This window comes from Allorhizobium pseudoryzae (genome assembly GCF_011046245.1).
Lineage (GTDB): Bacteria > Pseudomonadota > Alphaproteobacteria > Rhizobiales > Rhizobiaceae > Neorhizobium > Neorhizobium pseudoryzae.
Window position 1 is genome coordinate 2031397 of sequence record NZ_CP049241.1, and the last position, 23707, is coordinate 2055103.

Below are 23707 nucleotides of genomic sequence, written 5' to 3' on the forward strand. Positions count from 1 at the left end.
TTTCGTTTCGGGCCGTCTGTCCCGTGCCTCTTTCTGCCGCATTGCCAAGGTTTGCCATGTTCTCCTTCCTTCGTTCGCTCCGCATCGCCCTCCTGTCATCCGGGATGATGGCGCTTTCGCTCTCGCCCGCCCTTGCCGGCCATGCCGCGTTCCTGGTCGATGCCAAAAGCGGCACGGTGCTGGAATCGGAAAATGCCGAGGAGCTGAACTACCCGGCCTCGCTGACGAAGATGATGACGCTCTACATGACCTTCGAGGCGCTGCATGATGGACGGCTCACCTGGGATACCCGCCTGCCGATCTCCGAGAACGCCAATAGCAAGGAGCCGTTCAAGTTCGCGATCGGCGCCGGCAACACGATCAGCGTCACCGAGGCGGTGACCGGCATGATCGTGCTCTCCACCAATGATGCGGCGGTTGCCGTGGCCGAAAAGCTCGGCGGCTCGGAGGCAAAGTTCGGCGAGATGATGACGGCCAAGGCCCGCCAGCTCGGCATGGGCCACACGGTGTTCCGCAACCCGGCGGGCCTGCCCGATCCGGAGCAGGTGACGACGGCAAAAGATCTTGCCAAGCTGGGGCTGGCGTTGATGCGCGACTATCCGGAAGAGTTCAAGCTCTTCTCGCAGAAGCGCATGGTATTTCGCGGCATGAAGCTGCGCGGCCATAACGGCGTCCTCAACACCTATCCGGGTGCGACGGGCCTGAAGACCGGCTTTACCAATGCCTCCGGCTACAATCTCGTCACCAGCGTGGAGCGCGACGGCCACCGGTTGATCGGCGTGGTGATGGGCGGCAAGACGGCGCAGGAGCGCGACGAGGAGATGAAGGCCATGCTGGACAGGCATCTGCCGCAGGTTAAGGCGGCGGTGAGCCCGAAGCCGGTGACGAAAGCCGCGATGGTCGCGGCCAAACCCTGACCGACACCGCCGAAAGGCGCGGAATTGCCCATCCCGATTTCAGAAGACTTGCCACAGGAGTGAATGATGAGTGAACCGACCGTCGCTGAGGCGACAGACCGCATCTACCAGTCGCTGCAGAACGACAACGCGGACATCGACCAGCATATCGCCACGCTGAAGGCAGCGCTCGCCAAAGCCGGCCAGAAGCAAGCCGTGTTCGACCCCGCCCGCCTCGAGCAGAACAACCGCGCCGGCCGCAAGCTGATGCAGGCCTATTTTCGCCAGCGCGGGGTGGCGGTGGTGTTTGAGGGGTGATGGGGGGAGGGGGTTGGGTCGCGTGATGGTGAGAGGCAGCTAAGCGCCCTCATGTCGGTCGTAGCGCTCGTCATCTCCCGCGCCTGAACGCGGACACGGCCTGGCGGCATGCCGGGCGTAAAGAAGCCGCAACTCTCAAGGAGAACGTGGATGCGGGGGGCATGACTTTGCGCCTGCAGCAGCTTAAGAGACGGCCGTGTCCCAGAACAAAGTTCCTTGTGATCCAACGCTGGGAAACCGATCCCGAACCGTCACTCGAAACCTGAAAGCTCACCACATGGATAACAGTCGACCGACGGCCAAGGCGGCGGCGTGGATGGTGGCATCTGTGTTGTTGATACTGCTCATGTCCGTTTCGGGTCGAATTATTACCCGCGAGCTTGACGTTTTCCAGGCAATGGAAATGCGTTCCGTCATCGCCTTTTTTCTGCTGTTGCCGTTGGTTTATCGAGAGGGCGGAATCCGGGCAATGCGAACCAGGATTCTGCCCAGGCACATCGGCCGCAACGTTGCCCACTACGCAGGCCAATATGCCTGGTTGATGGGACTGACGCTAATTCCATTGGCCCAGCTCATCTCGATAGAATTCACAGCGCCCATCTGGGCTGCTTTTCTGGCTGCGATATTCCTGAATGAGCAACTGACATGGCGGAAGGGAGTCGTAATCCTTTTTGGTCTGGCGGGCGTCGCGCTCATTGTGCGTCCGGGCGTAGCCCCTCTCAATCCGGGCCATTTGATAGCGCTTGGAGCGGCTGCCGCATTCGCAATCTCGTTCATCTCCACAAAGGCTCTGACGCGGTCCGACAGTGCCACAAAGATCATTTTCTGGATGCTCGTGATCCAGTCGATCATCGGAATCGCTCCGGCACTGAATGTGTGGCTTTGGCCGTCGGCTTCAACATGGCCATGGATATTTCTGTTCGCGTTCGCCGGTTCATTTGCCCACTTTTGCATGGCAAAGGCGTTGGCCCTTGCAGATGCTACGGTCGTGATGCCGATGGACTATCTGCGGGTGCCGTTATCAGCTTTAATCGGGTATCTCTTGTATGCCGAGGCCATAAATGGCTTCACCGCAGTCGGCGCGGGTCTGATCGTGGTTGGGAATCTGTTCAACCTGCAACGACCCAATGCTAAGGAAATTGAATCGACACCGAGTTGAAGGTCCGCGTTGAGCCCGGCTCAGATTTCGACCAAAAGAACTACGATGTCGATTTTACCCGCTGGGCGTCGTAAAGCCGACAGTCGATCCCCGGCCCCAAATCACCACCCCATCCCCCGCGCACAAAAAAAGCGGGCACCCGGCCCGCTTTCCCCATTCCAAAACTGTCCGTCCCCCGCTCAGTTGGCGGTAAACGCCGTGCGCAGAAGGTCGAGCTGGGCGCGGACGCCGTTTTCGTTGTCGGGAACGATGGCTTCCTGCGGGCGGTAGATTTCGCGGTCGAGGATGGCGACGCGGTTCTGCAGGCGCAGCGAGCGTTCGACGAGATCGCGGAAGGATTCCGGCAGGTCGCCCCAGCCGGGGGCCATGCGGTCGACGTTGAAGCCGTCGAGGCGCACCTTGCTCTTTTCCGACAGCACCTGCTCGTAGCTCATCTCGCCATTGTTGACGGCACGCTGCAGGAGCAGCCAGGAAGCCATCTGCATCAGGCGGGTGGTCAGCCGCATGGATTCGGCTGCATAGAGCACGGTTGCCTGGCGCGGCAGAACCTTGGACGCAGCGCGGCCCGGGCCGTCGAGATAGGCGGCGGTCTCTTCGACCAGCGACATGCCTTCCGTGTAGAGCGCCTTGAACTGCGGCGAGTTAGCGGCGCGGCCGGCGAAACTGACGGTATTCAATACCTGTTCTGACATCGAGATTATCCTGCTAACGCATCCACTTGATCAGGCAATGAAGGAGGACAGAAAAAGTTCCGCGTTCCTTCGTTCATGCTCGGAGGATGATACCAGTAGCCGAAATCCGCAAGCCGATTCTTAAGGAAAGGTTAATTCCCACAGTTTACATGGGGGTGAAACACGCAAATGTGCATAAAAAAGAAGAGCCGCAAAAGCGGCTCTCAAGGTAAAACAGGGAGAAATCAGACCTATTCGCCGACTGGAGAAACCGTCTGAGCCTGGGCAAACCAAGCATGATCATCATCGGATAGAATGCTTAATGGACGGTTAACGTAGATGATCCAAGTATAGTTTTTGCTTGCCAATCGTATTATTTCCGTCCGCTTCAGCGTTTGAAGAAACTGTCCGCGGCGACGCGTCCGGCCTGTTTTTGCGCCCTGTCTGTCCGCAAGCGTACGATCTCCTCCTCCAAGAGCGCGATTCGCCGGTCGATCTCCTCGACGGAGAGGGAAGAGAGGTCTGAGCCCACCTCGTGCGAGACCGGTTTCTTCGGTCTGTCGTCGTCCAGAAAGCTCATGTCTCCTCCTCCTTATCGCCAGAACGACGGGATTGTTTCGGCAAGCCTGGGGCCGATGCGCAAGGGTTCGATCTTTTCCGCCAGCCCCGTCGCATCGGAAATTTCCACGCCGACGCCGCAGATGGTGGCCGGACCGGACGCGGCCTCGAAACGGCCCTTCGGCATCTTGGAAATGAAGCGGTTCAGCGGCTCTTCCTTCTCCATGCCAAGCGAGGAATCGTAATCGCCGCACATGCCGGCATCCGACATGTAGGCGGTGCCGCCGTTCAGGATCTGGTGGTCGGCAGTCGGCACATGGGTATGGGTGCCGACGACGAAGCTTGCGCGGCCATCGACGAAATGGCCAAAGCACTGCTTTTCGCTCGTCGCCTCGGCGTGGAAATCGAAGACGATGGCGTCGGCCTGTTCCTTCAGCGGGCAGGCATCGAGGATGGTTTCGGCGCTCTTGAAGGGGTCGTCGAGTTCCGGGTGCATGAAGACGCGGCCCATGATGTTGGCGACGAGAATGCGCGCGCCGTTGCGGGCGTAGAACAGGCCCGAGCCGCGGCCGGGCGTGCCGGCGGGATAATTGGCCGGCCGCAGGAACTGGTCGTGGCGTCCGGCAAAGGCCACCGCATCCTTCTGGTCCCAGACATGGTTGCCGGTGGTCACCACATCGGCGCCGGCATTGATGGTCTCGAGAAAGATGTCTTCGGTGATGCCGAAGCCGCCGGCGGCATTTTCGCCGTTGACGATGACGAAATCCAGCTTGAGATCCGAAATGAGGCCCGGCAGGCGATCCCAGACGGCCGTCCGGCCCGTCTTGCCTACCATGTCGCCGAGAAACAGAAGTCGCATACCTGTCCGATCAAGGGTTGACGCGTCTCAGCCCGCTTTCGGTCAAGATCGCATGCAGCCGGACGTCGTGTTGTTCTACCGGAACTGATGCCACCTCCTGGCAATCAAAGGCAATGCCGATCAGCTCCGGAAAGAGGCCTTTTTTGTGCAATCGGTCAATCGCCCTGTCATAATAGCCGCCACCATAGCCGATCCGCTGGCCTTGCGCATCAAAAGCGGAAAGGGGAACCAGCATCAGGTCCGGGTCGAGTTCTTCGGCGTCCGGGCCGGGGCCGAAGGTACCAAAACCCATCGGCACGAGGTCCGCGCCGGGCACAAGTTCGCGGAAAATGATGGTCTGTTTGTCGAGGATCACCGGCAGGCAGAGCCGGGCGCCCTGCCGTTTGAGATCGGCCATCAGCGGGCGGATATCGGCCTCAGAGCGGATCGGCGAAAAGCCGGAGACGATGGTGCCGGCCTCGACGGCGATCGACCGGCTGCCGTGGTCACAGAGTTCGAGGCTCTTTTCGATGCGCAGGTCCGCCGCAAGCCGGTCGCGTTCGGCAAGCCGCTCGGAGCGCAGGCGGCTCTTTTCGAGCGTCACCTCGCTCATGCGGGCTCGGCCATCTTCTGCACGAGCAGCTTGTCGATCCGGCGGCCGTCGAGATCGATCACCTCGAAGGACCAGCCGTTCCAGGTAAACCGCTCGCCAAGGTCCGGCAGGCGTTTCAATTCGTCGAGAACGAAACCGGCGACCGTCTCGTAGTCCGGATCGTCCTTCATGTTGAAGCCCATCTGATGGGCGAATTCGTCGACCGGCATCCAGCCGGCGACCAGGAAGGAGCCGTCTTCCCGCTGCAGCAGTGCCGGCTCCTCGACCTCGTCCTCCTGGAAGACGCCGGTGATGGCTTCCAGAATATCGCCGGAGGTGATGATGCCTTCGAAATGGCCGTATTCATCATAGACCAGCACCATCTGCGCCGGAGCGCGGCGCAGCGCCTGGATCACGTCGATGGCGCCGGTCAGATCGGAGACCACCGGGGCCTGGCGCATGTGCTGGCGCACGTCGAGCGCCTCGCCGCGGCTGATCACCTCATAGGCATCCTTCAGGAACAGAACGCCGAGGATCTCGTCGGAGGCACCGTTGCGCACCGGCAGGCGGGAGCGTTGCGTCTTTCTGAGCTGCTCGCGGATTTCCGTGGCGTCGTCCTCGATGTCGATGACCTCGACATCACGGCGCGGGGTCATCAGGCCGCGGGCGGCGCGGTCGGCAAGCCGCATGACCCCGGAGATCATCGCCGATTCCTCGGTTTCGATGACGCCGGCACTCTGGGCTTCGGCCAGCACGTTGCGGATTTCCTGGTCGGTCATCCGCTCCTCCGTCTCGCCCTTCTGGCCAAGCAGGGCAAGAACGGCGCTGCCCGAGGCATTCAGCAGCCAGACGAGCGGCAGGGCGAGCTTAGAGAGCAGCACCATGGCCGGGGCCACCCGCGCGGCAATCGCTTCGGGTGCTCGCAGCGCAATCTGTTTCGGCACCAGTTCGCCGATGATGAGCGAGAGATAGGTGATGGCGACAACGACGGACCCGACGCCGAGGCCATCGGCAACGCCCCGGGTAAAGCCTTGCAGCTCCAGCCAGTCGGCCAGGCGAGCCCCCAGCGTTGCGCCGGAAAAGGCGCCGGAGAGAACGCCGACGAGCGTGATGCCGATCTGCACGGTGGAGAGGAACCGGCCGGGATCATCCGCCAGCCGCATGGCAAGTGCGGCTCCCTTGTTGCCGTCATCGGCAAGGATCTTCAGGCGAACGGTTCTGGCAGACACCACGGCCAGTTCCGACATGGCAAGAACGCCGTTCAGGAGGGTGAGAAAGACGACGATGAGAATTTCGGTTATCAAAACGCGCTCATTGGGTATCGCCAAGGATCAGGACCGGCGAAATGCAGCCGGTCTTCCCGGATCGGCACGATGAACCGGCCAACCCTGCCGCATCCACTGCAGGTCGACGATGGATGACCTTGCAGCGCGGCTGGCGTGGGCGCAATAATAGGGGCGGCCCGTGTCATTTGCAATCAGCCAGGCCCGCGAAAGCGCATCCCACCGGATTTGATGTGCTCTTCGCCAGCCTCATGGCTGCAGCGACGGTCACAGCCGTCGTGCGCAGAGGTCGTGGCAAGCGTGTTCCGGAAGGAAAAGGTGCGATCCACGGCGACCGATGGAGATTTACGATCCTGGGTGCCTACAAACGTAGGTGGGCGCCATATGTCCAAGCCCACGGGCCTGGTCAGGGACAGCTCCCTTTGGATCGAGTATGGCCCCAGGGATTGTGGTTCCTGTCGGGAAGCGCAGACCGCACTTTTAATATAGGGGATGTGGATGATGTCCGCCAGAGGGCAGGCGATCAATTCACCGGGGTTTGCGGACGGGCGTTCAGCTTGGCGGTGATGCCGTTCAGCTTGACGGCGAGTTCGCCTAAAACCTCCACGACGGCCGCTTCGCTCTTCTGTTTTGCAGCGGCGGCGCCTTCGCCCACATTGCGCAGCGATTCCACCTCGCGCTCGAGGTTCGCCAGGCGGCGGTTGGTCTCGGCCAGCTCGTCCATCACCATGATGCCGGCCATGACGGTGACGCGCAGATCGCCGATCTCACCGAACTGGGTTTTCAGATGGCCGACATAGCGGTCGAAACGCTGCGCAAGCTCCTCCAGATGGGCTTCCTGGCCTTCCTCGCAGGCCATGCGATAGGCCTTGCCATCGATCGTTACGGTCACTTGCGCCATGGAGCTGTCGATCCCTTGTTCGGATTACCGGTCGAGGACCGCACGGATGGTTTCCATCGCCGTCACAAGCCTGCGGGAGACTTCGCGATTGACCTCTTCCAGGCGGTTGGCCCTGAATTCGGACTGGTCCAGTTCCTGTGCCAGGCGCGCCCGGTCGGCATGCACCCGGCGGACCTCGTTTTCCGCATCGACCGCCTCGCGCTGGCGCTCGATACGGGCATCCACAGCACTGTCGAGGCTGTTGACCGCGGCCCAGAGGTCTGAAATGGCAGCGTCTAAGGTCTTTTCCACCGGCATCCTGCTGGTACTCGGGTCCACGCGACGATCAGGCGCGAATCGCATTCCGTCGTCTACTGATATGCTCGGCACCCTAAGCGGGGTGCATCGGGCGGTCAATAAAGTGGCGGGATGGGCCAGGCCCTAGGCTGTGGATCGCCATGGTGCGCGCTCTTTACGATGGCTCGGCGAGGCCTAGATAAGAAGGCGCGAAATACTGTCGCAATGCGTCAGCGCCGGCGCCTTTTGTTGACTTGGCCGTTGCACCTGCTAAGGATCAGCCGCGCCTCACTTGGTCCGTCCAGGGCCGTGATTGACACCGAAAACAGCGGACTAGCCATGACCTCTCGCGAAAAACATAACCGGATGGCAAATGCGATCCGTTTCCTCTCGATGGATGCTGTCGAGAAGGCCAATTCCGGCCATCCCGGCCTGCCTCTCGGGGCCGCCGATGTCGCCACGGTCCTTTTTAGCCGCTACCTGAAGTTCGATCCGAAGAACCCGCTCTGGCCGGATCGCGACCGTTTCGTGCTGTCGGCCGGCCATGGCTCCATGCTTCTTTATTCGCTCCTCTACCTTACCGGTTACGAGGACATGACGATCGAGGACATCAAGCAGTTCCGCCAGCTGGGCTCCAAGACTGCCGGCCATCCGGAATACGGCCATGCATCCGGCATCGAGACGACGACCGGCCCGCTCGGCCAGGGCGTTGCGAATGCCGTCGGCATGGCGATCGCCGAACGCAAGCTTGCGGAAGAATTCGGCGCCGGCCTGCAGAACCACTTCACCTATGCGCTCGTCGGCGACGGCTGCCTGATGGAGGGCATCAGCCAGGAAGCGATTGCGCTCGCCGGCCACCTGAAGCTCAACAAGCTGATCGTCTTCTGGGACAACAACAACATCACCATCGACGGCGCCGTTTCGCTGTCGGACTCGACCGACCAGATCGCCCGCTTCAAGTCGGTGCACTGGAACACGATCGAGATCGACGGCCATGACCCGGATGCGATCGCAGCCGCCATCGAAGCCGCGCAGAAGTCCGACCGCCCGACCTTCATTGCCGCCAAGACCATCATCGGCTTTGGCGCGCCGAACAAGCAGGGCACGCACAAGGTGCATGGCTCGCCGCTCGGTGCCGAGGAAATCGCGGCCACGCGCAAGGCTTTGAACTGGGAGGCGGAAGCCTTCGTGGTTCCGGCCGATGTGCTGGATGCCTGGCGCCTCGTCGGCCTGCGTTCCACCAAGGCCCGCAAGGAATGGGAAGAGCGCCTGGCTGCTGCCGAAACCCGCGCCGAATTCGTGCGCCGTTTCGCCGGCGACCTGCCAGGCGGCTTCGACAGCGCGATCGACGCCTTCAAGCAGAAGGTCGCCGCCAACCCGCCGACGGTTGCCACCCGCAAGGCGTCGGAAGACGTGCTCGAAGTCATCAACGGCTTGCTTCCGGAGACGCTGGGCGGTTCGGCTGACCTGACGCCGTCCAACAACACCAAGACCAGCCAGATGAAGGCGATCACGCCGACGGATTTCTCCGGTCGCTACATGCACTGGGGTATCCGCGAGCATGCGACGGCTGCCGCGATGAACGGCATTGCGCTGCATGGCGGCCTGATCCCGTACTCCGGCGGCTTCCTGATCTTCTCGGACTATTGCCGTCCGTCCGTGCGCCTGGCGGCCCTCATGGGCATCCGCGTCGTGCATGTCTGGACGCATGATTCCATCGGCGTCGGCGAAGACGGCCCGACCCACCAGCCGGTCGAGCATGTGGCGGCGCTGCGCGCCATCCCGAACCTGCTCGTCTTCCGTCCGGCCGACGAGATCGAGACGGCGGAATGCTGGCAGATCGCGCTGAAGACGAAGGATCGTCCGTCGGGCCTGGCGCTGACCCGCCAGAACCTGATGCCGGTGCGCAAGGAATATGAAGAGAAGAACCTCTCTTCACACGGCGCCTACGAACTCGTGCCCTCTGCCGATGCGAAGGTGTCGATCTTCGCCTCCGGTTCGGAAGTCGAGATTGCCGTCAAGGCCGCCGAAGTGCTGGAAGGCAAGGGTGTTGCCACCCGCGTCGTCTCCGTTCCCTGCGTCGAATTGTTCTTCGAACAGTCGGAGGACTACCGCGAAGCGATCCTCGGCACCTCGCCGGTCAAGATCGCCGTGGAAGCGGCTGTCCGCGAAGGCTGGGATGCCTTCATCGGCAGCGACGGCACCTTTATCGGCATGAAGTCCTTTGGTGCCTCCGGCCCGGCCAAGGATCTCTACAAGCATTTCGGCATCACGGTGGACGCCGTCGTTGCTGCGGCGGAAGCCAAGCTCTGAGCCATTCTGGGAGGCGCCTTCGGGCGCCTTTCCGCGATTTCAGAAAAGCCCATGTTAAGGGAGTGGACGTAAATGACTGTGAAGGTTGCCATCAATGGCTTCGGCCGCATCGGCCGCAACGTGCTGCGTGCCATCGTCGAGTCGGGTCGTACCGATATCGAAGTGGTCGCGATCAACGATCTCGGTCCGGTTGAGACCAATGCGCACCTGCTGCGCTACGATTCGATCCACGGCAAGTTTCCGGCCGATGTGAAGGTCGAAGGCGACACCATCGTCGTTGGCGGCGGCAAGCCGATCAAGGTGACGGCCGTGCGCAACCCGGCGGAACTGCCGCATGGCGAACGTGGCGTCGATATTGCCATGGAATGCACCGGTATCTTCACCGCCCGCGACAAGGCCGCCGCTCACCTGACGGCTGGCGCCAAGCGCGTCATCGTTTCGGCTCCGGCCGACGGCGCCGACCTGACGGTCGTCTTCGGTGTCAACCATGACCAGCTGACCAAGGACCACCTGGTCATCTCCAACGCCTCCTGCACGACGAACTGCCTGGTTCCGGTCGTCAAGACGCTCGACGAAGCCGTCGGCATCGACCACGGCTTCATGACCACGATCCACTCCTATACCGGTGACCAGCCGACGCTCGACACCATGCACAAGGATCTCTACCGCGCCCGCGCGGCAGCGCTCTCGATGATCCCGACCTCGACGGGTGCCGCCAAGGCTGTCGGCCTGGTGCTGCCGCACCTCAAGGGCAAGCTGGACGGCACCTCGATCCGCGTTCCGACCCCGAACGTTTCGGTCGTCGATTTCAAGTTCGTCGCCAAGAAGACTACGTCGGCGCAGGAAATCAACGAGGCCATCATCGCCGCCTCGAACGGCGCGCTGAAGGGCATTCTCGGCTACACCGACGAGCCGCTGGTCTCCCGCGACTTCAACCACGACAGCCATTCGTCGATCTTCGCGCTCGACCAGACCAAGGTTCTGGAAGGCAATTTCGTCCGCATCCTGACCTGGTACGACAACGAGTGGGGCTTCTCCAACCGCATGTCGGACACGGCCGTGGCACTCGCCAAGCTGATCTGATCGGACATTGCGGTCATCTTTATGCAGAAAGGGCGGTCCGGGTTCCGGGCCGCCCTTTTCAATTTGGGGGACTATCCTGTTACTTCGTCAGCCGAACCGTCTGCGAGCCGCTGCCACCCGTCGAGGGACCGCCGTCATAGGGTTCGAGCATCCAGTTGGATGAGTTCATGATCACCGTATTCGCCACGAGACTGATCCTGGCCGTCTGGTTGGTGGTCGAATTGTAGGTCACGTCGCGGTTTGGCAGGTAGATGATGCCTTCCAGGGTTTCGCCCTTGGAGCCGTTGAAGATGTATTGCTGCTTGTTGGCATTGTTGGCGGCGTTCGAGGTCTTCTCGAACATCAGGATGCCCTTGTAGGTACCGCTCGTCGGGGCCGTTCCCGTGAAGGTCAGTCCGCCATTGGCGCGCAGTTCGCTATTGACGTCCGGAAAATAGAAGGTCACGCCACTGGCGATGATGGTGGAGCCCGAGTTGGCGATCATTCGGCCCTTGATGATGTGCAGGCCCGGCTTGAACGTGATCGTCGGGCTGCCGTTGAAGGTCACGTCGCAGTGGACGCCCGGCTCCAGTGTGATCGTCCTGCCATCCTTGACGCCGCTCGTGGTGCAGGTGGAGGGAACCGTCGGCTCCGGGAGCTTGCCGGCATAGGGATCGGCATTTGCCAGGCAGCCGACTTCAAGATTGGTCAGCGTGCCGCCGTTCTTGATGTAGTTCGTGCCCCTGACGCAGAACTTCGCCGTCTGCACGGTCGATCCGCTGTTCATGATGAAGGCCGGGGCGGAGGTCGAGGCGACATCGACGCGGCAATTGGTGGACTTCAGGTTGACGCCGGAATTGATCAACACCGCCTGGCTCTGATTTCCAAGCACATAAATGCAGGAGGCCGGCGTGCTGGTTGCGGTGGAGACCGAACCCATGACGGAGGATTCGACGCTCAGCGGCAGAGCGGAGACGCCGATTAGCCCCAGGAAACTGGTCGGGTAGTTCTGCGCGTAACCGCCGGTCAGGCTGCCATCCTTGTTCGGCGTCACCTGCAGGCGCTCGGCGAGCGAGACCGTCTCCTCCGTATCGTTGGTCTCTTCATCGAAGGCGGACAGGAAGTCGGTGACCGTCTGCTTCTGTTCGTCGTAATCGCTCTCGCGGGCTGCCGCCAGCATGGCGCCGTCGAGCTGATTTTGCATATGCAGACGTTGATTATAGGCGGCGTAGAGATCGACCGATCCGCCGGCTGCCACGAGAAGGAGCGGCAACAGAAGCGCTGTCAGCATTCCGAAATTGCCATCGCGGTTTGCAAGACATGATGCAGTCAATGATCTTGAACGCGGCCTATTCGACAACATGGTGCTCTCATCCCTGGAATTTAGAATTTGCTACTCAACCAAATACTGCAGGATTGCTGCTTTTCGGTTGTTCGCATCGTTCAAATTGAATTCGTTCCTCCTTTTGTACAGTCCCCCGCGTCGAGCGGTTTCGGCGTGGAACTTTCTGAAAGGAATGGTCGCTTTGCCCTTCTCTTGCCGGATTTGAACGGGTCTAATAGGCGGTCGCCTGATTCCCGCCGTTGCGACACATCTCTCATGCCAAGTTTAGCAGATGTCTCGTGCCGGATACGGGAATGGCGGGCAGGATGGCGTCTTGTGCAGGGAGATGCGTGGGAGCGTGCGGCTGACGCGCTGCTGCTGCGGATCAAGGCAACGGGCCAGTTTGGAAAGAGGGTGTCAGGTTGGAGGCTTTTTATCTCATCGTTTTGGTCGGCACGATCCTTGTGCTGGTCGCGGCCTTCTCCAGTCTGCTTGCCTTTCGGTTCGGTGCCCCCCTGCTTCTCGTCTTTTTGATGATCGGCCTTGTTGCCGGCGTCGATGGTCTGGGGATCAACTTCAACAACTTCCCCTTGGCCTACATGCTGGGGTCGCTGGCACTGGCGGTGATCCTGTTCGATTCCGGGTTTGGCACCTCTCTGCATTCCTTCCGCATTGCGGCGGTGCCGGCGATCACCATGGCATCGATGGGGGTCGTGCTAACGGCTGCCATTTTTGCCTTCGCCGCCTCTCTGCTTCTCGGCTTCAGCTGGCTGGAGGGCATGCTTCTCGGCTCGATCGTCGCCTCGACGGATGCCGCGGCCGTCTTCTTCCTGCTGCGCATCGGTGGCATCCACATCCGCGACAAGGTGCGCTCGTCGCTGGAAGTCGAATCCGGCACCAACGACCCGATGGCGGTGTTCCTCACGATCGCGCTTGTGGAACTGATCAGCTCGGGGCAGGGGAGCAGCGGCTTCAATCTCGAGCTCTTCGCGATGTTCGTGAAACAGATGGGGCTTGGCGGCGTGATGGGCCTGCTGGGCGGCATCATGATCGTCAACGTGCTCAACCGCCTGCCGGTGGACCGGGGCCTGGCGCCGATCTTCGTGCTCGCCTTGGCGCTTCTCGTCTTTTCCTTCACCGGCGCTCTGGATGGCAGCGGTTTTCTCGCCGTCTACATTGCCGGCATTTACGCCGGCAATCGCAAGATCTTTGCCAAGGAAGCCATTTCCCGTTTCCAGGACGGCATGACCTGGCTTGCCCAGATCATCATGTTCCTGCTGCTCGGTCTGCTTGCGACACCATCGGAATTCCCGTCGATCCTGCTGCCGGCGGTCGGGCTTGCGCTGTTTCTCATTTTCGTCGCACGACCGATCGCGGTGTGGCTCAGCCTGCTGCCCTTCGATTTCACGCAGCAGGAAATCGGTTTCGTCGCCTGGGTCGGTCTGCGCGGTGCCGTGTCCGTCCTGCTCGGCATCATGCCGATCCTCGGTGGGATCGACCATGCCCATGTCTATTTCAACAGCGCCTTCATCATCGTTCTCGTTTCGCTGCTCCTCCAGGGCTGGACCATCAAGCCGGTTGCCGAACGGCTCGGCCTCATCATCCCGCCGCGCATCGGCGAGGTGGACAAGGTGGAACTCGACCTGCCGGGGCGCGCCAACCACGAACTGATCTCCTACCGCGTCATCAAGGACAGCCCGGTCCTGCGCGGCGAGCGCATTCCGCGCTGGGCAGCGCCCTCCCTCGTCATCCGCGATGGGCGCAGCATGCGTTATCAGTATGCCGGACGGCTGCGGGAAAATGATCAGGTCTATCTGTTCATCGCGCCCGGCTATTCGCGCCTGCTCGACCGGCTGTTTGCCAGCCGCGCACCGGTGGACGAGGACGATGCGGATTTCTTCGGTGCCTTTGCAATCTCGCCCTCGCGTCCGGCGAAGGAACTGGATGCGGCCTACGGGCCCGGTCTTCTCAGCGTTGCCGAGCAGGCCATGTCGATCGGCGACCTGCTGACCTACAGGCTTGGCGGGCGGGCGGAATATGCCGACCGCGTGCGTTTGGGTTCCATCATCCTGATCGTGCGCGATCTCGACGAGAACGGGCATATCGGATCGGTCGGCATCTCGCTGGAAGCCGTCGAGCCGGCCACCCGACTGCCGATCTTCATCAACATGCGCGAAATCGCCCACCGGGTGCGCGACACGTTGAGGCGCTATCGCGGCAAGGCGGTGGTGGCTGCATCGCCGAAGCCGGCATCGGAGGCACCCGAAAAAGCAGCTGCCGAAGCATCGCCCGCGGTCTCGTCCGGCGAGGGTGAAAAACGGGGCTGAATGGCTTTGCGTCCCCGGTCAGGTCGGTTATGGTCCGCTTCGAAATTCAACACCAGAACGGATCCATACCATGCCGGCCTTCAAGACCCTTGACGACCTCTCCGACATCGCGGGCAAGCGCGTTCTCGTGCGCGTCGATCTCAACGTTCCGGTTTCGGACGGGAAGGTGACGGACGCAACGCGTATCGAGCGCGTGGCGCCGACCATTCTCGAACTGTCCGGCAAGGGCGCCAAGGTGATCCTGCTCGCGCATTTCGGTCGTCCGAAGGGCGCGCCCGTCGCCGACATGTCGCTGAAACTGATCGCACCGGCCGTCGAGGCGGTTCTTGACCACGCCGTGCTGTTTGCCGATGACTGCATCAGCGAGGCGGCCGCGTCCGCCGTTGCCAAGATGGAAAACGGCGACATCCTGCTTCTGGAAAACACCCGCTTCCACAAGGGTGAGGAAAAGAACGACGCGGATTTCACCGCGGCACTGGCTGCCAATGGCGATATCTTCATCAATGACGCCTTTTCGGCGGCTCACCGCGCGCATGCCTCCACCGAAGGTCTTGCCCACCACATGCCGGCCTATGCCGGCCGCACCATGCAGCAGGAACTGGAAGCGCTGGAAAAGGGCCTCGGCAATCCGGTCCGTCCGGTGGTCGCCATCGTGGGTGGCGCAAAAGTCTCGACCAAGATCGACCTCCTGATGAACCTCGTGAAGAAGGTCGACGCGCTGGTGATCGGCGGCGGCATGGCCAATACCTTCATCGCCGCGCGCGGCACCAATGTCGGCAAGTCGCTCTGCGAGCATGACCTTGCCGAAACCGCCAAGCAGATCATGATCGAGGCGGCGAGCGCGCAGTGTGCCATCATCCTGCCGATCGATGGCGTAGTGGCCCGCGAGTTCAAGGCCGGTGCCGCAAATGAGGTGGTTGCGATCGATGCGATCCCGGCCGATGCCATGGTGCTCGACGTCGGGCCGAAGTCGATCGAAGCGATCAATGACTGGATCAGCCGGGCCCACACCCTGGTCTGGAACGGCCCGCTCGGCGCATTCGAAATCGAACCCTTCGATGCGGCAACCGTGGCCGCCGCAAAGCATGCGGCCGAGCGGACCAAGGCCGGTCAACTCGTTTCCGTCGCCGGTGGCGGTGATACGGTCGCGGCCCTCAACCATGCGGGTGTCGCTGACGACTTTTCCTATGTCTCGACTGCCGGTGGTGCGTTCCTGGAATGGATGGAAGGCAAGGAATTGCCGGGCGTTGCCGTGCTCGCCAAGGCGGGTTGAGGTCATTGGCTGACGATTGGGGAGCGCACCTATATAGGTGGGTGCGCTCTTCCGTAAATCGGTTTTAAACATTTTTTGATATTTTAAACGATTGAAAGAATTTCAATCGTTTCAAGGCCTAAGCGTAGGATTTCCTTGCAAAAAAACTTCTGTTATCCGCGGGTGATATCCATCGGGTGATGGACGCATTGTGCGCCGACTTAAGGGACAGGAGTGTAAGCATGGGGTACGCCAAGATGTTGGACAAGATGAGCTCTGCGCCCGGATTCATTGCGGCGCTGGACCAGAGCGGTGGTTCAACACCGGGAGCGTTGCGCCTGTACGGGGTGTCTGACTCCGATTACCAGACCGAAGAAGACATGTTCCGCCTGATGCACGCGATGCGCGTGCGCATCATGAGCGCGCCGTCGTTTACCGGTGACAAGGTGATCGGCGCGATCCTGTTCGAACGGACGATGGACGGCGACGTCGATGGCGAGCCGGTTCCCTCCTACCTCTGGCAGAAGCGCGGCGTCGTTCCGTTCCTGAAGGTCGACAAGGGGCTGAATGCCGAGGAGAACGGCGTGCAGACCATGAAGGCCATGCCGGATCTCGATGCGCTGTTGATCCGTGGTCGCGACAAGGGGATCTTCGGCACCAAGATGCGGTCCGTCATTGCGCATGCGGACAAGGCCGGCATCGCAGCGGTCGTCAAGCAGCAGTTCGAGGTCGGCCGCCAGATCATTGGCCAGGGCCTGATGCCGATCATCGAGCCGGAAATCTCGATCAAGAGCCCGACGAAGCAGGAAGCCGAAGCCATCCTGCGCGACGAAATCGCCAACCAGCTCGACAAGCTTCCTGCTGGTGAAACCGTCATGCTGAAGTTGACGATCCCGACGGTCGCTGATTTCTACGCGCCGCTCGTCGCGCACACGTCCGTGGTGCGCCTCGTGGCACTCTCCGGCGGTTACAGCACCGCGGATGCCTGCGAAAAACTCAGCCACAACCACGGCATGATCGCCAGTTTTTCGCGCGGCCTGACGGAAGGCCTGCGCGTGTCGATGAGCGATGCGGAGTTCAACGCCAGCATCGCCCAGACGATCGACCAGATCTACGCCGCCAGCGTCAACAAGGTCGGCTGATCTTCAAAACCCTTCTGGAGGGGAGGCGAAAGGTCGCTCGCGCAAGGGGGCGGCCTTTCACTGTTTCTGATAGGTCGCGTCACAAACTTTCGTTGGTCAGCCGCGAGCCTCTTCGGTAGCCATGCCATTCTCAGGGTTTTGGAGGAAGAGCAGGATGGGCAAGGCAGATTTCGTGACGGTCGATGTCTTCACCGCCGAGCGGTTCACCGGCAATCCGCTCGCCGTCATTCTCGATGCACGCGACATGGCGGACGGGGACATGCAGCGGGTGGCGGCCGAATTCGGCTATTCCGAAACCACTTTCATCCTGCCGCCGGAGGATCCTGCCCATCACGCCAGGGTGCGCATCTTCACGCCCATCGTCGAAGTGCCCTTTGCCGGCCATCCGAACGTCGGCACCGCCTATGTGATTGGCCAGAGGAGCGAGATCTTTGGCAAGCCGGTCGGCGACCGGTTGGTGTTCGAGGAAAAGGCGGGGCTGGTCGAGGTCACGCTGCAGAAGCACGAGGGGAGGGTGGTCAGTGCGGCCATCCGGGCGCCGAGGGCACTCGAGATCGGCGCCCCTGTACCGGCCGAGGTGGTTGCCGCGTGCCTGTCGCTCGATCCGTCGCAGATCCGCGCCGCCAACCATCCGCCGTGCATCGCCTCCGTCGGGCTTGCCTTCGTGATGGTCGAGCTTGCCGATCTGGCTGCACTTGGCGCTGCCCGCACCGATCGTGCGCTGTTCGAAAAAGCGCGGGAGAGCCATCCGACGCCGGAGAACGATTTTCCGGTCTTCCTCTATGTCCGCGATCCGGCCGAGCCGTTCCGGCTGCGGGCCCGCATGTTCGCGCCCCTCGACAACGTGGCCGAGGACCCGGCGACGGGAAGCGCGTCCGGTGCGCTCTCGGCGTTGCTGGCGCGCCTCGATCCGCGCGCTGACGGGCTGTTCGAGGTGGTGATCGAGCAGGGCGTGGAAATGGGTCGGCGCAGCGTGATCCAGGTGACGGTCGAAAAGCGGGACGGGACGCTCGGCTCCGTGATCATTTCCGGCGAGAGCGCTTTCGTGATGCAGGGCCAGATCGCCTTCTGACACCAGCGGCTGTCAGGTGAGGTCGCGCAACAGCAGCGTGATGGCCCAGAGTGCAAACGCCAGCACCGCGAGCTTCCAGAAATCGGCACGGCGCCGGAGGCCCGGCCATCCGAGCGGCTTGATGATCTGAACGATCATCGCCAGGATGAGCAGGAGGCCGATGAGCTTGGTCATGATTTTCCTGTCGCTTCATCACGTCAGCCACAGGCTGGACATTTTTGCACGCCACCACAGATAGCCTTCGGGGGAGAGATTCGGAACCGTCAATCGTTCCGGGTGTAGGGAACGTTGTTTCCGATCCTGTCCCCCACCCATGTCGTTTTTCTTTATCCGGCCGGGTTCCCGGCGGAGCAAGATTAACGATTGTCGTGCAACATCTTCGGGACACCTGAACCGGAACGCAAACGGTCTATTCCATGCCTCGTAATATCCTGCCTGTCCTCAGCCTCCTTCTTGGCACGCTTTTCCTGTTTCTCGGCAACGGTCTGCAGGGACTGCTGCTGCCGGTTCGCGGAACGCTGGAGGGCTATTCGAACGAGGTTCTGGGCCTTCTCGGGACCACCTGGGCCGGCGGTTTCGTGGCGGGATGTTTTGTGGCGCCGATCCTGGTTCGCCGCATCGGCCATGTGCGGGCCTTTTCCGGTTTCGGCGCGGTGATCTGCCTCAACGTGCTGTTGACCGGCATCGTCGTGCATGACGTGGCCTGGCTGAGCTTGCGGGCCGTGACCGGCTTCTGCACCGCCGGCACCTCAATGATCATCGAAAGCTGGCTGAACGAACGGGCGACCAACGAAAGCCGCGGGGCGATCTTTTCCTTCTACATCGCCATCACCCTTCTCGGCGTGGTCGGCGGCCAGTTGCTGGTCGGCCTGATCGATGTCTCGACCCCGATCCTGTTCATGATCTGCGGCATTCTCTATTGCATCGCGATCCTGCCGACGACGCTGTCGACTGCGGCCTCGCCGCAACCATTGAAACGTGTCAGTCTGGATTTGCCGGGGCTCTATCGCAATTCGCCCGTCTCCTTCGTCGGCATCCTGATGATCGGCATCGCCAACGGTGCCTATGGCACGCTGGTGGCAGTCTTTGCCGCACAGGCTGGCCTGCACCAGGGAACCATCGCCGTCATGGTGTCGATCACCATCTTCGCCGGGGCGATCATGCAGTTTCCCGCCGGCCGGTTGTCGGACCGCATGGACCGCCGTTACGTGCTGGCGGCTCTGTCATCGCTGTCCGCGCTCGCTGCCGTCCTGCTCGTGATGCTGGAGCCGATGAACGTCTACGTCATCATCGTGCTGGTCGCCGTTTATGGTGCGGCGGCAAACGCGCTCTACCCGATCGCAGTGGCGCATGCGAACGACTTCGCGGCGCCGGAGGATTTCGTCAAGATTTCCGGCGGCCTGCTGTTGCTCTTCGGCATCGGCACGATCATCGGCCCGACGATCGGCGGCCCGGTGATGACGCATTTCGGTCCGCATGCGCTGTTTGCGGTGACCGCACTCGCCCATGTCTCGGTGGTGGTGCATGCCATTCTGCGCAGCCGTATCCGTCCCGCGATTGCCACGGCCGACAAGGACAATTACACGACCGCGCCAACCGCCACCGCGCCGCTTGCCACGCCCGAAAGCCTCATGCTCGATCCGCGCGCGCCGGCGGATGGAGAGGCACGTTGACGCCTCAACCGCTCCGGAAATGACACGAATGTGAGGCGCGGGCTGCAAGTTCGCGCTTTACGCTCTTCCTCCGCTGCCGCATCCTTCCCGTACGGAAGAGGCAAGGGAGTGGCATATGCTGCGGACTGTCGCATTCGCTGTGGTATCAACGGTGTGGTCGGCAGGGCTGGCATTGGCCCAATCGGCCCAGATGCCCGTCAGTCAGTGCCAGGCCATCGCCGAAGCCATTCCCAAGGTCACCTTCGTCAGCTTCAAGCCGCTGCAACTGGCGCAACGGCAGTTGAAGGAAGACGTGACGATCACCTTCGTCGGTCACTCCACCTACCAGATCGAAAGCCCGGACGGCATCGTGATCGCCACGGACTATTCCGGCGTTCACCGCACCACGCTGCTGCCCGATGTCATCACCATGAACAAGGCGCATTCGACGCATTACACGCTCAATCCCGATCACGGCATCGAGCATGTGCTTCCAGGCTGGAGTGATGTTCCGGGGGAGAAGGCGATCCACAACGTGCTGGTCGGCGACGCGTACATCCGCAATGTCGCAACCGACATCCGCGCCTATGGCGGCTTCGAGGAAAACGGCAATTCGATCTTCATCTTCGAGATCGCGGGCCTGTGTATCGGTCACCTCGGCCATCTGCATCACGAACTCACCGATGACCATTATACGGAGATCGGGCGTCTCGACATCCTGATGGTGCCGACGGATGGCGGGTTGACGATGGGGGCTGACAGCATGAGCCGGGTGGTGCAGCGGCTCCGGTCCTCCCTGATCCTGCCGATGCATCGCGGCGGGCCGCCACTCGACCGGTTCCTCGCAATGTTCGATGGACGGTTCGATATCGTGTATGGCCAGTCGAATGCGATGACCGTCTCGATGCGCAGCCTGCCGCGCAAGCCGCAGATCGTCGTCCCGCCGGGATTGTAGGCCATGCCCGGCGAGACGGTGTGATTGTTCGCCTCAGGCGAAGGTGAGGTGCTGTTTGACGCCGACATCCGGCATCTTTTCCTCGTTCATGTTGGCTTTTGCGATTTCCCAGCCGAATTTCAGGCTGCTGTCGGTGGACGCCCAGATTTCCGCGTCATCCACATGCAGCGCCAGCAGCGTCAGATGCGGATCGGACTTGCCGTGTTCGTACCAGGCGGCGGTGACGGAACTCCAGTATTCGTCGATCTTGGCAGAATCCTTGCGCACCTCGATCACGCCGGCGAGGCAGGCATGGTAATCGTGCTCCTTGCCGACCACGCAGAAATGCGCCCGCGTGCCCGGGCGGATCGCCTGGACGAGGTCGGTATCGTTTCTGCTGAAGAACCAGACGGTGTTCGTCTTGGGATCGGCATGCGGGGCCATGGGCTGCATGTGCATCGATGAGCCCTCGATCCCGAGCATGCCGGCGTGAACCGCATCGATCTCGCTCCACAGCTGGCGGGCGGGGGCTTCGCGTGCTTCCGTCAGACTGACCATTGACAATCCTTTCTTGATGAATGGGTCGCGGAGAAAACGCCGGCTGAAAGCCTTTGTTCCGCAGCAGGGCAGGCGGCGGACAGCCGCTTTTTTCTTGAATGCCTTCCGTTTCGTGCCTATAAGCCGGCCATTCCAGACATATTACGCGATGAAGGGGTGCCATGGCTGGCCATTCACAGTTCAAGAACATCATGCACCGCAAGGGCCGCCAGGATTCCATCCGGTCGAAGATGTTCTCCAAGCTTGCACGCGAAATCACCGTCGCCGCGAAGGCCGGTCTGCCTGACCCGACCATGAACGCGGCCTTGCGCCTGGCGATTCAGAACGCCAAGGCGCAGTCGATGCCGAAGGACAATATCGACCGCGCCATCAAGAAGGCCTCCGGTGCCGATGCCGAAAGCTACGATGCGATCCGTTACGAAGGTTACGGCCCGGGTGGCGTTGCCGTCATCGTCGAGGCGCTCAGCGACAACCGCAACCGCACGGCCTCCAACATCCGCTCGATCTTCACCAAGGCCGGCGGTGCACTCGGCGAAACCGGCTCGGTGTCCTTCTCCTTCGATCACGTCGGCGAAATCGTCTACAAGGTCTCGGCTGGCAGCGCCGATGCCGTCATGGAAGCGGCCATCGAGGCCGGTGCCGATGACGTGATCTCGGAAGAAGACAGCCACACGATCATCTGTGGTTTCGAAAGCATTGGCGACGTCTCCAAGGCACTCGAAGCGACACTCGGCGAAGCGGAAACCGTCAAGGCCGTCTGGAAGCCGCAGAACACGGTGCCGGTGGACGAGGAAAAGGCGCAGTCGCTGATGAAGCTCATCGACAGCCTGGAAGACGATGACGACGTGCAGAACGTCTATTCGAACTTCGAAGTGTCGGACGAAGTGATGGCGAAGCTGTCCGCCTGAGCGGGTTGTTCCACGGCAAGATTTTTAGCAAGACGCCGGCCCGGTTTCGGGGCGGCGTTTTTCGTTTTGCGCGATAGGAATAGATTTCGGTTCCTTTTTCGGCTCTTCTGTTTCGAGTAGCTGTGTCAGCCTCGCCAACAGGAGCTGCGTGGATGCCCGATTTTCTGGGTTCGGAATTTCTCACCTTCGTCGCCATCGGGTTCTTTGCGCAGATTGTCGATGGTGCGTTGGGCATGGCCTTCGGGGTGCTCTGCACGACGGCGCTCTTGTCCGTGGGCGTACCGCCGGCGGTTGCCAGCGCGATGACCCACATCACGGAATGTTTTACGACGGCCGCCTCCGGGCTGTCGCATGCCTATCACCGCAATGTGGACTGGCGGCTTGTCGCACGGCTGGCGCCGGCCGGCATGCTGGGCGGCGCCATTGGCGCCTACCTGCTGTCCAGCATCGACGGTTCGGCCATCTCGCCGTTCATTTCCGTCTATCTCATCTGCATCGGCCTTTACATTCTCTACAAGGCCTTTCGCCCGCGCTGGCCGCGCGATGTCAGCGACTGGATCATCCCTTACGTCGGCGGATTCGGCGGCCTGATGGATTCGATCGGCGGTGGGGGCTGGGGGCCTGTCGTCACCAGCACGCTTCTGGGGCGCGGTCACGATGCCAAGAAGGTGATCGGTTCTGCCAATTTCACCGAGTTCGCGGTCACCATGGTCATTTCGCTGACGTTCATCCTGACGCTTGGGTGGACGCAGCTGAGTTCTGCCGCGGGGCTTATCGTTGGCGGCGTGCTGGCGGCACCCGTGGGCGCGATCCTGGTCAAGCATCTGCCGGTCCGCCCGCTGATGATCGGCGTGTCGCTTCTCATCGTCGCCACGGCGATCATCCGCCTGCTCTGAGGGGCCAGCAAGCCTCGGGCATGCCTGACGTGCCAGCCTTCTCCTGCATTTGAGCCCTTTGTCCGATTCCACCATCCACAGCGGAGCCGGGCCTCTCGTTTTCAGGAGATATCCATGGTTTCTGCCCTTGATTCCACCCGTCTCTGGTCGATGCAGACCACGCTTCGGATCATGAAGGATGAGGAGGCCAAAACCTCCCAGCAGGGCAGGAGCGATGGAGCCGCCAGCAGCATTCTGGCGCAGTACGGCATCGACGCGTCCGAAGACGATGGCAGTGACACTTCGACCTATACGCTTGCCGATTACCTGACCGGCACCAAAACCTCGGATAGCGAGGAAACCTCGGAGAAGACCGTCTCCGACGACATCGAAAGCGTCTCCTTCATGAAGGGCTTGAAGGCGAAGCTCGAGGAGATGAAGGGCACGCCATCCACGAAGGCACAGGCCGAGGCGATGCTTGCCGCCCTTGATGCCGGCACGTTGACGGTGACCGATGCGCAAAAGGGGCAGGCGATCACCGCCTGGGATGCCGAGGCCAAGGACGCAACCGCCAATACCGCAGCCACCACCGACATATCCGAGTGGAGTTCCTATCTGCGCGACCATCTTTCACGTGAGAGTGGCGGCAAATACGCGCTGAACGCGGATGGCAGCTATACCGACAAGGCCACCGGCCACAGCGCCTCTTTCGGCATGATTGGCGACCACTACTATTACCTCAGCTGGCCGACCGGCAGCTGAGGTCTTCATCGGACGGTCTGCCGTGGCTTTGAAG

Annotated in this window: 24 protein-coding genes and 1 other RNA gene; 14 read left to right on the plus strand and 11 right to left on the minus strand. The window is 61.6% G+C overall.

Going from position 1 to position 23707, the window contains the following annotated elements:
• The first annotated feature begins 56 nt into the window (after nt 1-56).
• From G6N78_RS09750 to G6N78_RS09760, 3 genes are all read left to right on the plus strand, one after another.
• Nucleotides 57-917, plus strand: coding sequence for a D-alanyl-D-alanine carboxypeptidase family protein (locus G6N78_RS09750; RefSeq protein ID WP_165217845.1), 861 nt, complete (start codon nt 57-59; stop codon nt 915-917).
• A 63-nt stretch (nt 918-980) separates the two neighbouring features.
• The gene (locus tag G6N78_RS09755; protein WP_165217846.1) at nt 981-1214 is read left to right on the plus strand and encodes a hypothetical protein; all 234 of its coding nucleotides are present in this window, start codon (nt 981-983) and stop codon (nt 1212-1214) included.
• Between the two features lie 277 nt (nt 1215-1491).
• Nucleotides 1492-2373, plus strand: a complete 882-nt coding sequence (locus tag G6N78_RS09760) for a DMT family transporter (protein WP_234905772.1) — start codon at nt 1492-1494, stop codon at nt 2371-2373.
• Nucleotides 2374-2552: 179 nt separating this feature from the next.
• Here G6N78_RS09760 and rcdA read toward each other — a convergent pair whose 3' ends face one another.
• The 8 genes from rcdA to G6N78_RS09800 all read right to left on the minus strand — a co-directional run bounded on the left by rcdA (nt 2553) and on the right by G6N78_RS09800 (nt 7513).
• Nucleotides 2553-3065 carry a protease adaptor protein RcdA gene (rcdA, locus tag G6N78_RS09765; RefSeq protein ID WP_165217848.1) on the minus strand — a complete coding sequence of 171 codons (513 nt, stop codon included), beginning with the start codon at nt 3063-3065 and terminating at the stop codon, nt 2553-2555.
• A gap of 367 nt (nt 3066-3432) precedes the next feature.
• Nucleotides 3433-3624, minus strand: a complete 192-nt coding sequence (locus tag G6N78_RS09770) for a DUF1192 domain-containing protein (protein WP_165217850.1) — start codon at nt 3622-3624, stop codon at nt 3433-3435.
• A gap of 12 nt (nt 3625-3636) precedes the next feature.
• Nucleotides 3637-4461 carry a TIGR00282 family metallophosphoesterase gene (locus G6N78_RS09775; RefSeq protein WP_165217852.1) on the minus strand — a complete coding sequence of 275 codons (825 nt, stop codon included), beginning with the start codon at nt 4459-4461 and terminating at the stop codon, nt 3637-3639.
• A 10-nt stretch (nt 4462-4471) separates the two neighbouring features.
• Nucleotides 4472-5053 (minus strand): 5-formyltetrahydrofolate cyclo-ligase, encoded by a 582-nt coding sequence (locus G6N78_RS09780; RefSeq protein ID WP_165217853.1) that lies wholly within the window; start codon nt 5051-5053, stop codon nt 4472-4474.
• Entirely contained in the window at nt 5050-6279 is a 1230-nt protein-coding gene (locus G6N78_RS09785) for a hemolysin family protein (RefSeq protein ID WP_306416212.1), read from the minus strand. Before G6N78_RS09785 ends, G6N78_RS09780 begins: the two co-directional genes overlap by 4 nt.
• 354 nt (nt 6280-6633) lie before the next feature.
• A non-coding RNA gene (ssrS, locus tag G6N78_RS09790) (6S RNA) lies at nt 6634-6792 on the minus strand.
• A gap of 46 nt (nt 6793-6838) precedes the next feature.
• Nucleotides 6839-7216, minus strand: a complete 378-nt coding sequence (locus tag G6N78_RS09795; RefSeq protein ID WP_165217857.1) for a cell division protein ZapA — start codon at nt 7214-7216, stop codon at nt 6839-6841.
• Nucleotides 7217-7240: 24 nt separating this feature from the next.
• Nucleotides 7241-7513 (minus strand): DUF4164 domain-containing protein, encoded by a 273-nt coding sequence (locus G6N78_RS09800; RefSeq protein ID WP_165221593.1) that lies wholly within the window; start codon nt 7511-7513, stop codon nt 7241-7243.
• A gap of 318 nt (nt 7514-7831) precedes the next feature.
• Here G6N78_RS09800 and tkt point away from each other — a divergent pair, with 318 nt between their 5' ends.
• Both tkt and gap read left to right on the plus strand, forming a co-directional pair.
• On the plus strand, nt 7832-9805 hold the full coding sequence (gene tkt / locus G6N78_RS09805; RefSeq protein WP_165217859.1) for a transketolase: 1974 nt from the start codon (nt 7832-7834) through the stop codon (nt 9803-9805).
• Between the two features lie 72 nt (nt 9806-9877).
• Nucleotides 9878-10888 (plus strand): type I glyceraldehyde-3-phosphate dehydrogenase, encoded by a 1011-nt coding sequence (gap, locus tag G6N78_RS09810; RefSeq protein ID WP_165217861.1) that lies wholly within the window; start codon nt 9878-9880, stop codon nt 10886-10888.
• 79 nt (nt 10889-10967) lie between these two features.
• Here gap and G6N78_RS09815 read toward each other — a convergent pair whose 3' ends face one another.
• Complete coding sequence (locus G6N78_RS09815; RefSeq protein WP_234905773.1) at nt 10968-12158, minus strand: pilus assembly protein TadG-related protein; 1191 nt, start codon at nt 12156-12158, stop codon at nt 10968-10970.
• A 455-nt stretch (nt 12159-12613) separates the two neighbouring features.
• Between G6N78_RS09815 and G6N78_RS09820 the strand changes: the two genes are divergently transcribed.
• The 4 genes from G6N78_RS09820 (at nt 12614) to G6N78_RS09835 (ending at nt 17984) form a co-directional block, all read left to right on the plus strand.
• Nucleotides 12614-14518 carry a potassium/proton antiporter gene (locus G6N78_RS09820; protein WP_165217865.1) on the plus strand — a complete coding sequence of 635 codons (1905 nt, stop codon included), beginning with the start codon at nt 12614-12616 and terminating at the stop codon, nt 14516-14518.
• 70 nt (nt 14519-14588) lie between these two features.
• Nucleotides 14589-15791, plus strand: a complete 1203-nt coding sequence (locus G6N78_RS09825; RefSeq protein ID WP_165217867.1) for a phosphoglycerate kinase — start codon at nt 14589-14591, stop codon at nt 15789-15791.
• 221 nt (nt 15792-16012) lie between these two features.
• The gene (locus G6N78_RS09830) at nt 16013-16912 is read left to right on the plus strand and encodes a fructose bisphosphate aldolase (protein WP_165217869.1); all 900 of its coding nucleotides are present in this window, start codon (nt 16013-16015) and stop codon (nt 16910-16912) included.
• A gap of 154 nt (nt 16913-17066) precedes the next feature.
• Nucleotides 17067-17984 (plus strand): PhzF family phenazine biosynthesis protein, encoded by a 918-nt coding sequence (locus G6N78_RS09835; RefSeq protein WP_165217871.1) that lies wholly within the window; start codon nt 17067-17069, stop codon nt 17982-17984.
• A 12-nt stretch (nt 17985-17996) separates the two neighbouring features.
• Here G6N78_RS09835 and G6N78_RS09840 read toward each other — a convergent pair whose 3' ends face one another.
• Nucleotides 17997-18158, minus strand: a complete 162-nt coding sequence (locus tag G6N78_RS09840; RefSeq protein ID WP_165217873.1) for a hypothetical protein — start codon at nt 18156-18158, stop codon at nt 17997-17999.
• A gap of 242 nt (nt 18159-18400) precedes the next feature.
• On the opposite strand from G6N78_RS09840, the gene G6N78_RS09845 reads away from it, so the two are divergent.
• Nucleotides 18401-19657 (plus strand): MFS transporter, encoded by a 1257-nt coding sequence (locus G6N78_RS09845; RefSeq protein WP_165217880.1) that lies wholly within the window; start codon nt 18401-18403, stop codon nt 19655-19657.
• Nucleotides 19658-19772: 115 nt separating this feature from the next.
• Nucleotides 19773-20591 (plus strand): MBL fold metallo-hydrolase, encoded by an 819-nt coding sequence (locus G6N78_RS09850; RefSeq protein ID WP_165217882.1) that lies wholly within the window; start codon nt 19773-19775, stop codon nt 20589-20591.
• Nucleotides 20592-20624: 33 nt separating this feature from the next.
• Here the strand turns inward: G6N78_RS09850 and G6N78_RS09855 are convergent, their stop codons facing one another.
• A complete protein-coding gene (locus G6N78_RS09855; protein WP_165217884.1) occupies nt 20625-21128 on the minus strand; it encodes a pyridoxamine 5'-phosphate oxidase family protein in 504 nt (167 codons plus the stop codon).
• A 161-nt stretch (nt 21129-21289) separates the two neighbouring features.
• Between G6N78_RS09855 and G6N78_RS09860 the strand changes: the two genes are divergently transcribed.
• The 3 genes from G6N78_RS09860 (at nt 21290) to G6N78_RS09870 (ending at nt 23673) form a co-directional block, all read left to right on the plus strand.
• Complete coding sequence (locus G6N78_RS09860) at nt 21290-22036, plus strand: YebC/PmpR family DNA-binding transcriptional regulator (protein WP_165217886.1); 747 nt, start codon at nt 21290-21292, stop codon at nt 22034-22036.
• Between the two features lie 152 nt (nt 22037-22188).
• A complete protein-coding gene (locus tag G6N78_RS09865) occupies nt 22189-22932 on the plus strand; it encodes a sulfite exporter TauE/SafE family protein (RefSeq protein ID WP_165217888.1) in 744 nt (247 codons plus the stop codon).
• A 114-nt stretch (nt 22933-23046) separates the two neighbouring features.
• A complete protein-coding gene (locus G6N78_RS09870) occupies nt 23047-23673 on the plus strand; it encodes a hypothetical protein (RefSeq protein ID WP_165217890.1) in 627 nt (208 codons plus the stop codon).
• Nucleotides 23674-23707 lie beyond the last annotated feature (34 nt).

What these genes read in the sequence shown, in the direction of transcription:
- G6N78_RS09800 (WP_165221593.1), bottom strand. Translation starts at nt 7,513, where the DNA reads ATGCCGGTGGAAAAGACCTTAGACGCTGCCATTTCAGACCTCTGGGCC.
- G6N78_RS09755 (WP_165217846.1), top strand. Translation starts at nt 981, where the DNA reads ATGATGAGTGAACCGACCGTCGCTGAGGCGACAGACCGCATCTACCAG.
- G6N78_RS09860 (WP_165217886.1), top strand. Translation starts at nt 21,290, where the DNA reads ATGGCTGGCCATTCACAGTTCAAGAACATCATGCACCGCAAGGGCCGC.
- G6N78_RS09825 (WP_165217867.1), top strand. Translation starts at nt 14,589, where the DNA reads ATGCCGGCCTTCAAGACCCTTGACGACCTCTCCGACATCGCGGGCAAG.
- G6N78_RS09855 (WP_165217884.1), bottom strand. Translation starts at nt 21,128, where the DNA reads ATGGTCAGTCTGACGGAAGCACGCGAAGCCCCCGCCCGCCAGCTGTGG.
- G6N78_RS09815 (WP_234905773.1), bottom strand. Translation starts at nt 12,158, where the DNA reads ATGCTGACAGCGCTTCTGTTGCCGCTCCTTCTCGTGGCAGCCGGCGGA.
- G6N78_RS09750 (WP_165217845.1), top strand. Translation starts at nt 57, where the DNA reads ATGTTCTCCTTCCTTCGTTCGCTCCGCATCGCCCTCCTGTCATCCGGG.
- G6N78_RS09865 (WP_165217888.1), top strand. Translation starts at nt 22,189, where the DNA reads ATGCCCGATTTTCTGGGTTCGGAATTTCTCACCTTCGTCGCCATCGGG.
- G6N78_RS09775 (WP_165217852.1), bottom strand. Translation starts at nt 4,461, where the DNA reads ATGCGACTTCTGTTTCTCGGCGACATGGTAGGCAAGACGGGCCGGACG.
- G6N78_RS09850 (WP_165217882.1), top strand. Translation starts at nt 19,773, where the DNA reads ATGCTGCGGACTGTCGCATTCGCTGTGGTATCAACGGTGTGGTCGGCA.
- G6N78_RS09785 (WP_306416212.1), bottom strand. Translation starts at nt 6,279, where the DNA reads ATGTCGGAACTGGCCGTGGTGTCTGCCAGAACCGTTCGCCTGAAGATC.
- G6N78_RS09845 (WP_165217880.1), top strand. Translation starts at nt 18,401, where the DNA reads ATGCCTCGTAATATCCTGCCTGTCCTCAGCCTCCTTCTTGGCACGCTT.
- G6N78_RS09760 (WP_234905772.1), top strand. Translation starts at nt 1,492, where the DNA reads ATGGATAACAGTCGACCGACGGCCAAGGCGGCGGCGTGGATGGTGGCA.
- G6N78_RS09840 (WP_165217873.1), bottom strand. Translation starts at nt 18,158, where the DNA reads ATGACCAAGCTCATCGGCCTCCTGCTCATCCTGGCGATGATCGTTCAG.
- rcdA (WP_165217848.1), bottom strand. Translation starts at nt 3,065, where the DNA reads ATGTCAGAACAGGTATTGAATACCGTCAGTTTCGCCGGCCGCGCCGCT.
- G6N78_RS09830 (WP_165217869.1), top strand. Translation starts at nt 16,013, where the DNA reads ATGGGGTACGCCAAGATGTTGGACAAGATGAGCTCTGCGCCCGGATTC.
- G6N78_RS09870 (WP_165217890.1), top strand. Translation starts at nt 23,047, where the DNA reads ATGGTTTCTGCCCTTGATTCCACCCGTCTCTGGTCGATGCAGACCACG.
- G6N78_RS09780 (WP_165217853.1), bottom strand. Translation starts at nt 5,053, where the DNA reads ATGAGCGAGGTGACGCTCGAAAAGAGCCGCCTGCGCTCCGAGCGGCTT.
- gap (WP_165217861.1), top strand. Translation starts at nt 9,878, where the DNA reads ATGACTGTGAAGGTTGCCATCAATGGCTTCGGCCGCATCGGCCGCAAC.
- G6N78_RS09795 (WP_165217857.1), bottom strand. Translation starts at nt 7,216, where the DNA reads ATGGCGCAAGTGACCGTAACGATCGATGGCAAGGCCTATCGCATGGCC.
- G6N78_RS09770 (WP_165217850.1), bottom strand. Translation starts at nt 3,624, where the DNA reads ATGAGCTTTCTGGACGACGACAGACCGAAGAAACCGGTCTCGCACGAG.
- tkt (WP_165217859.1), top strand. Translation starts at nt 7,832, where the DNA reads ATGACCTCTCGCGAAAAACATAACCGGATGGCAAATGCGATCCGTTTC.
- G6N78_RS09835 (WP_165217871.1), top strand. Translation starts at nt 17,067, where the DNA reads ATGGGCAAGGCAGATTTCGTGACGGTCGATGTCTTCACCGCCGAGCGG.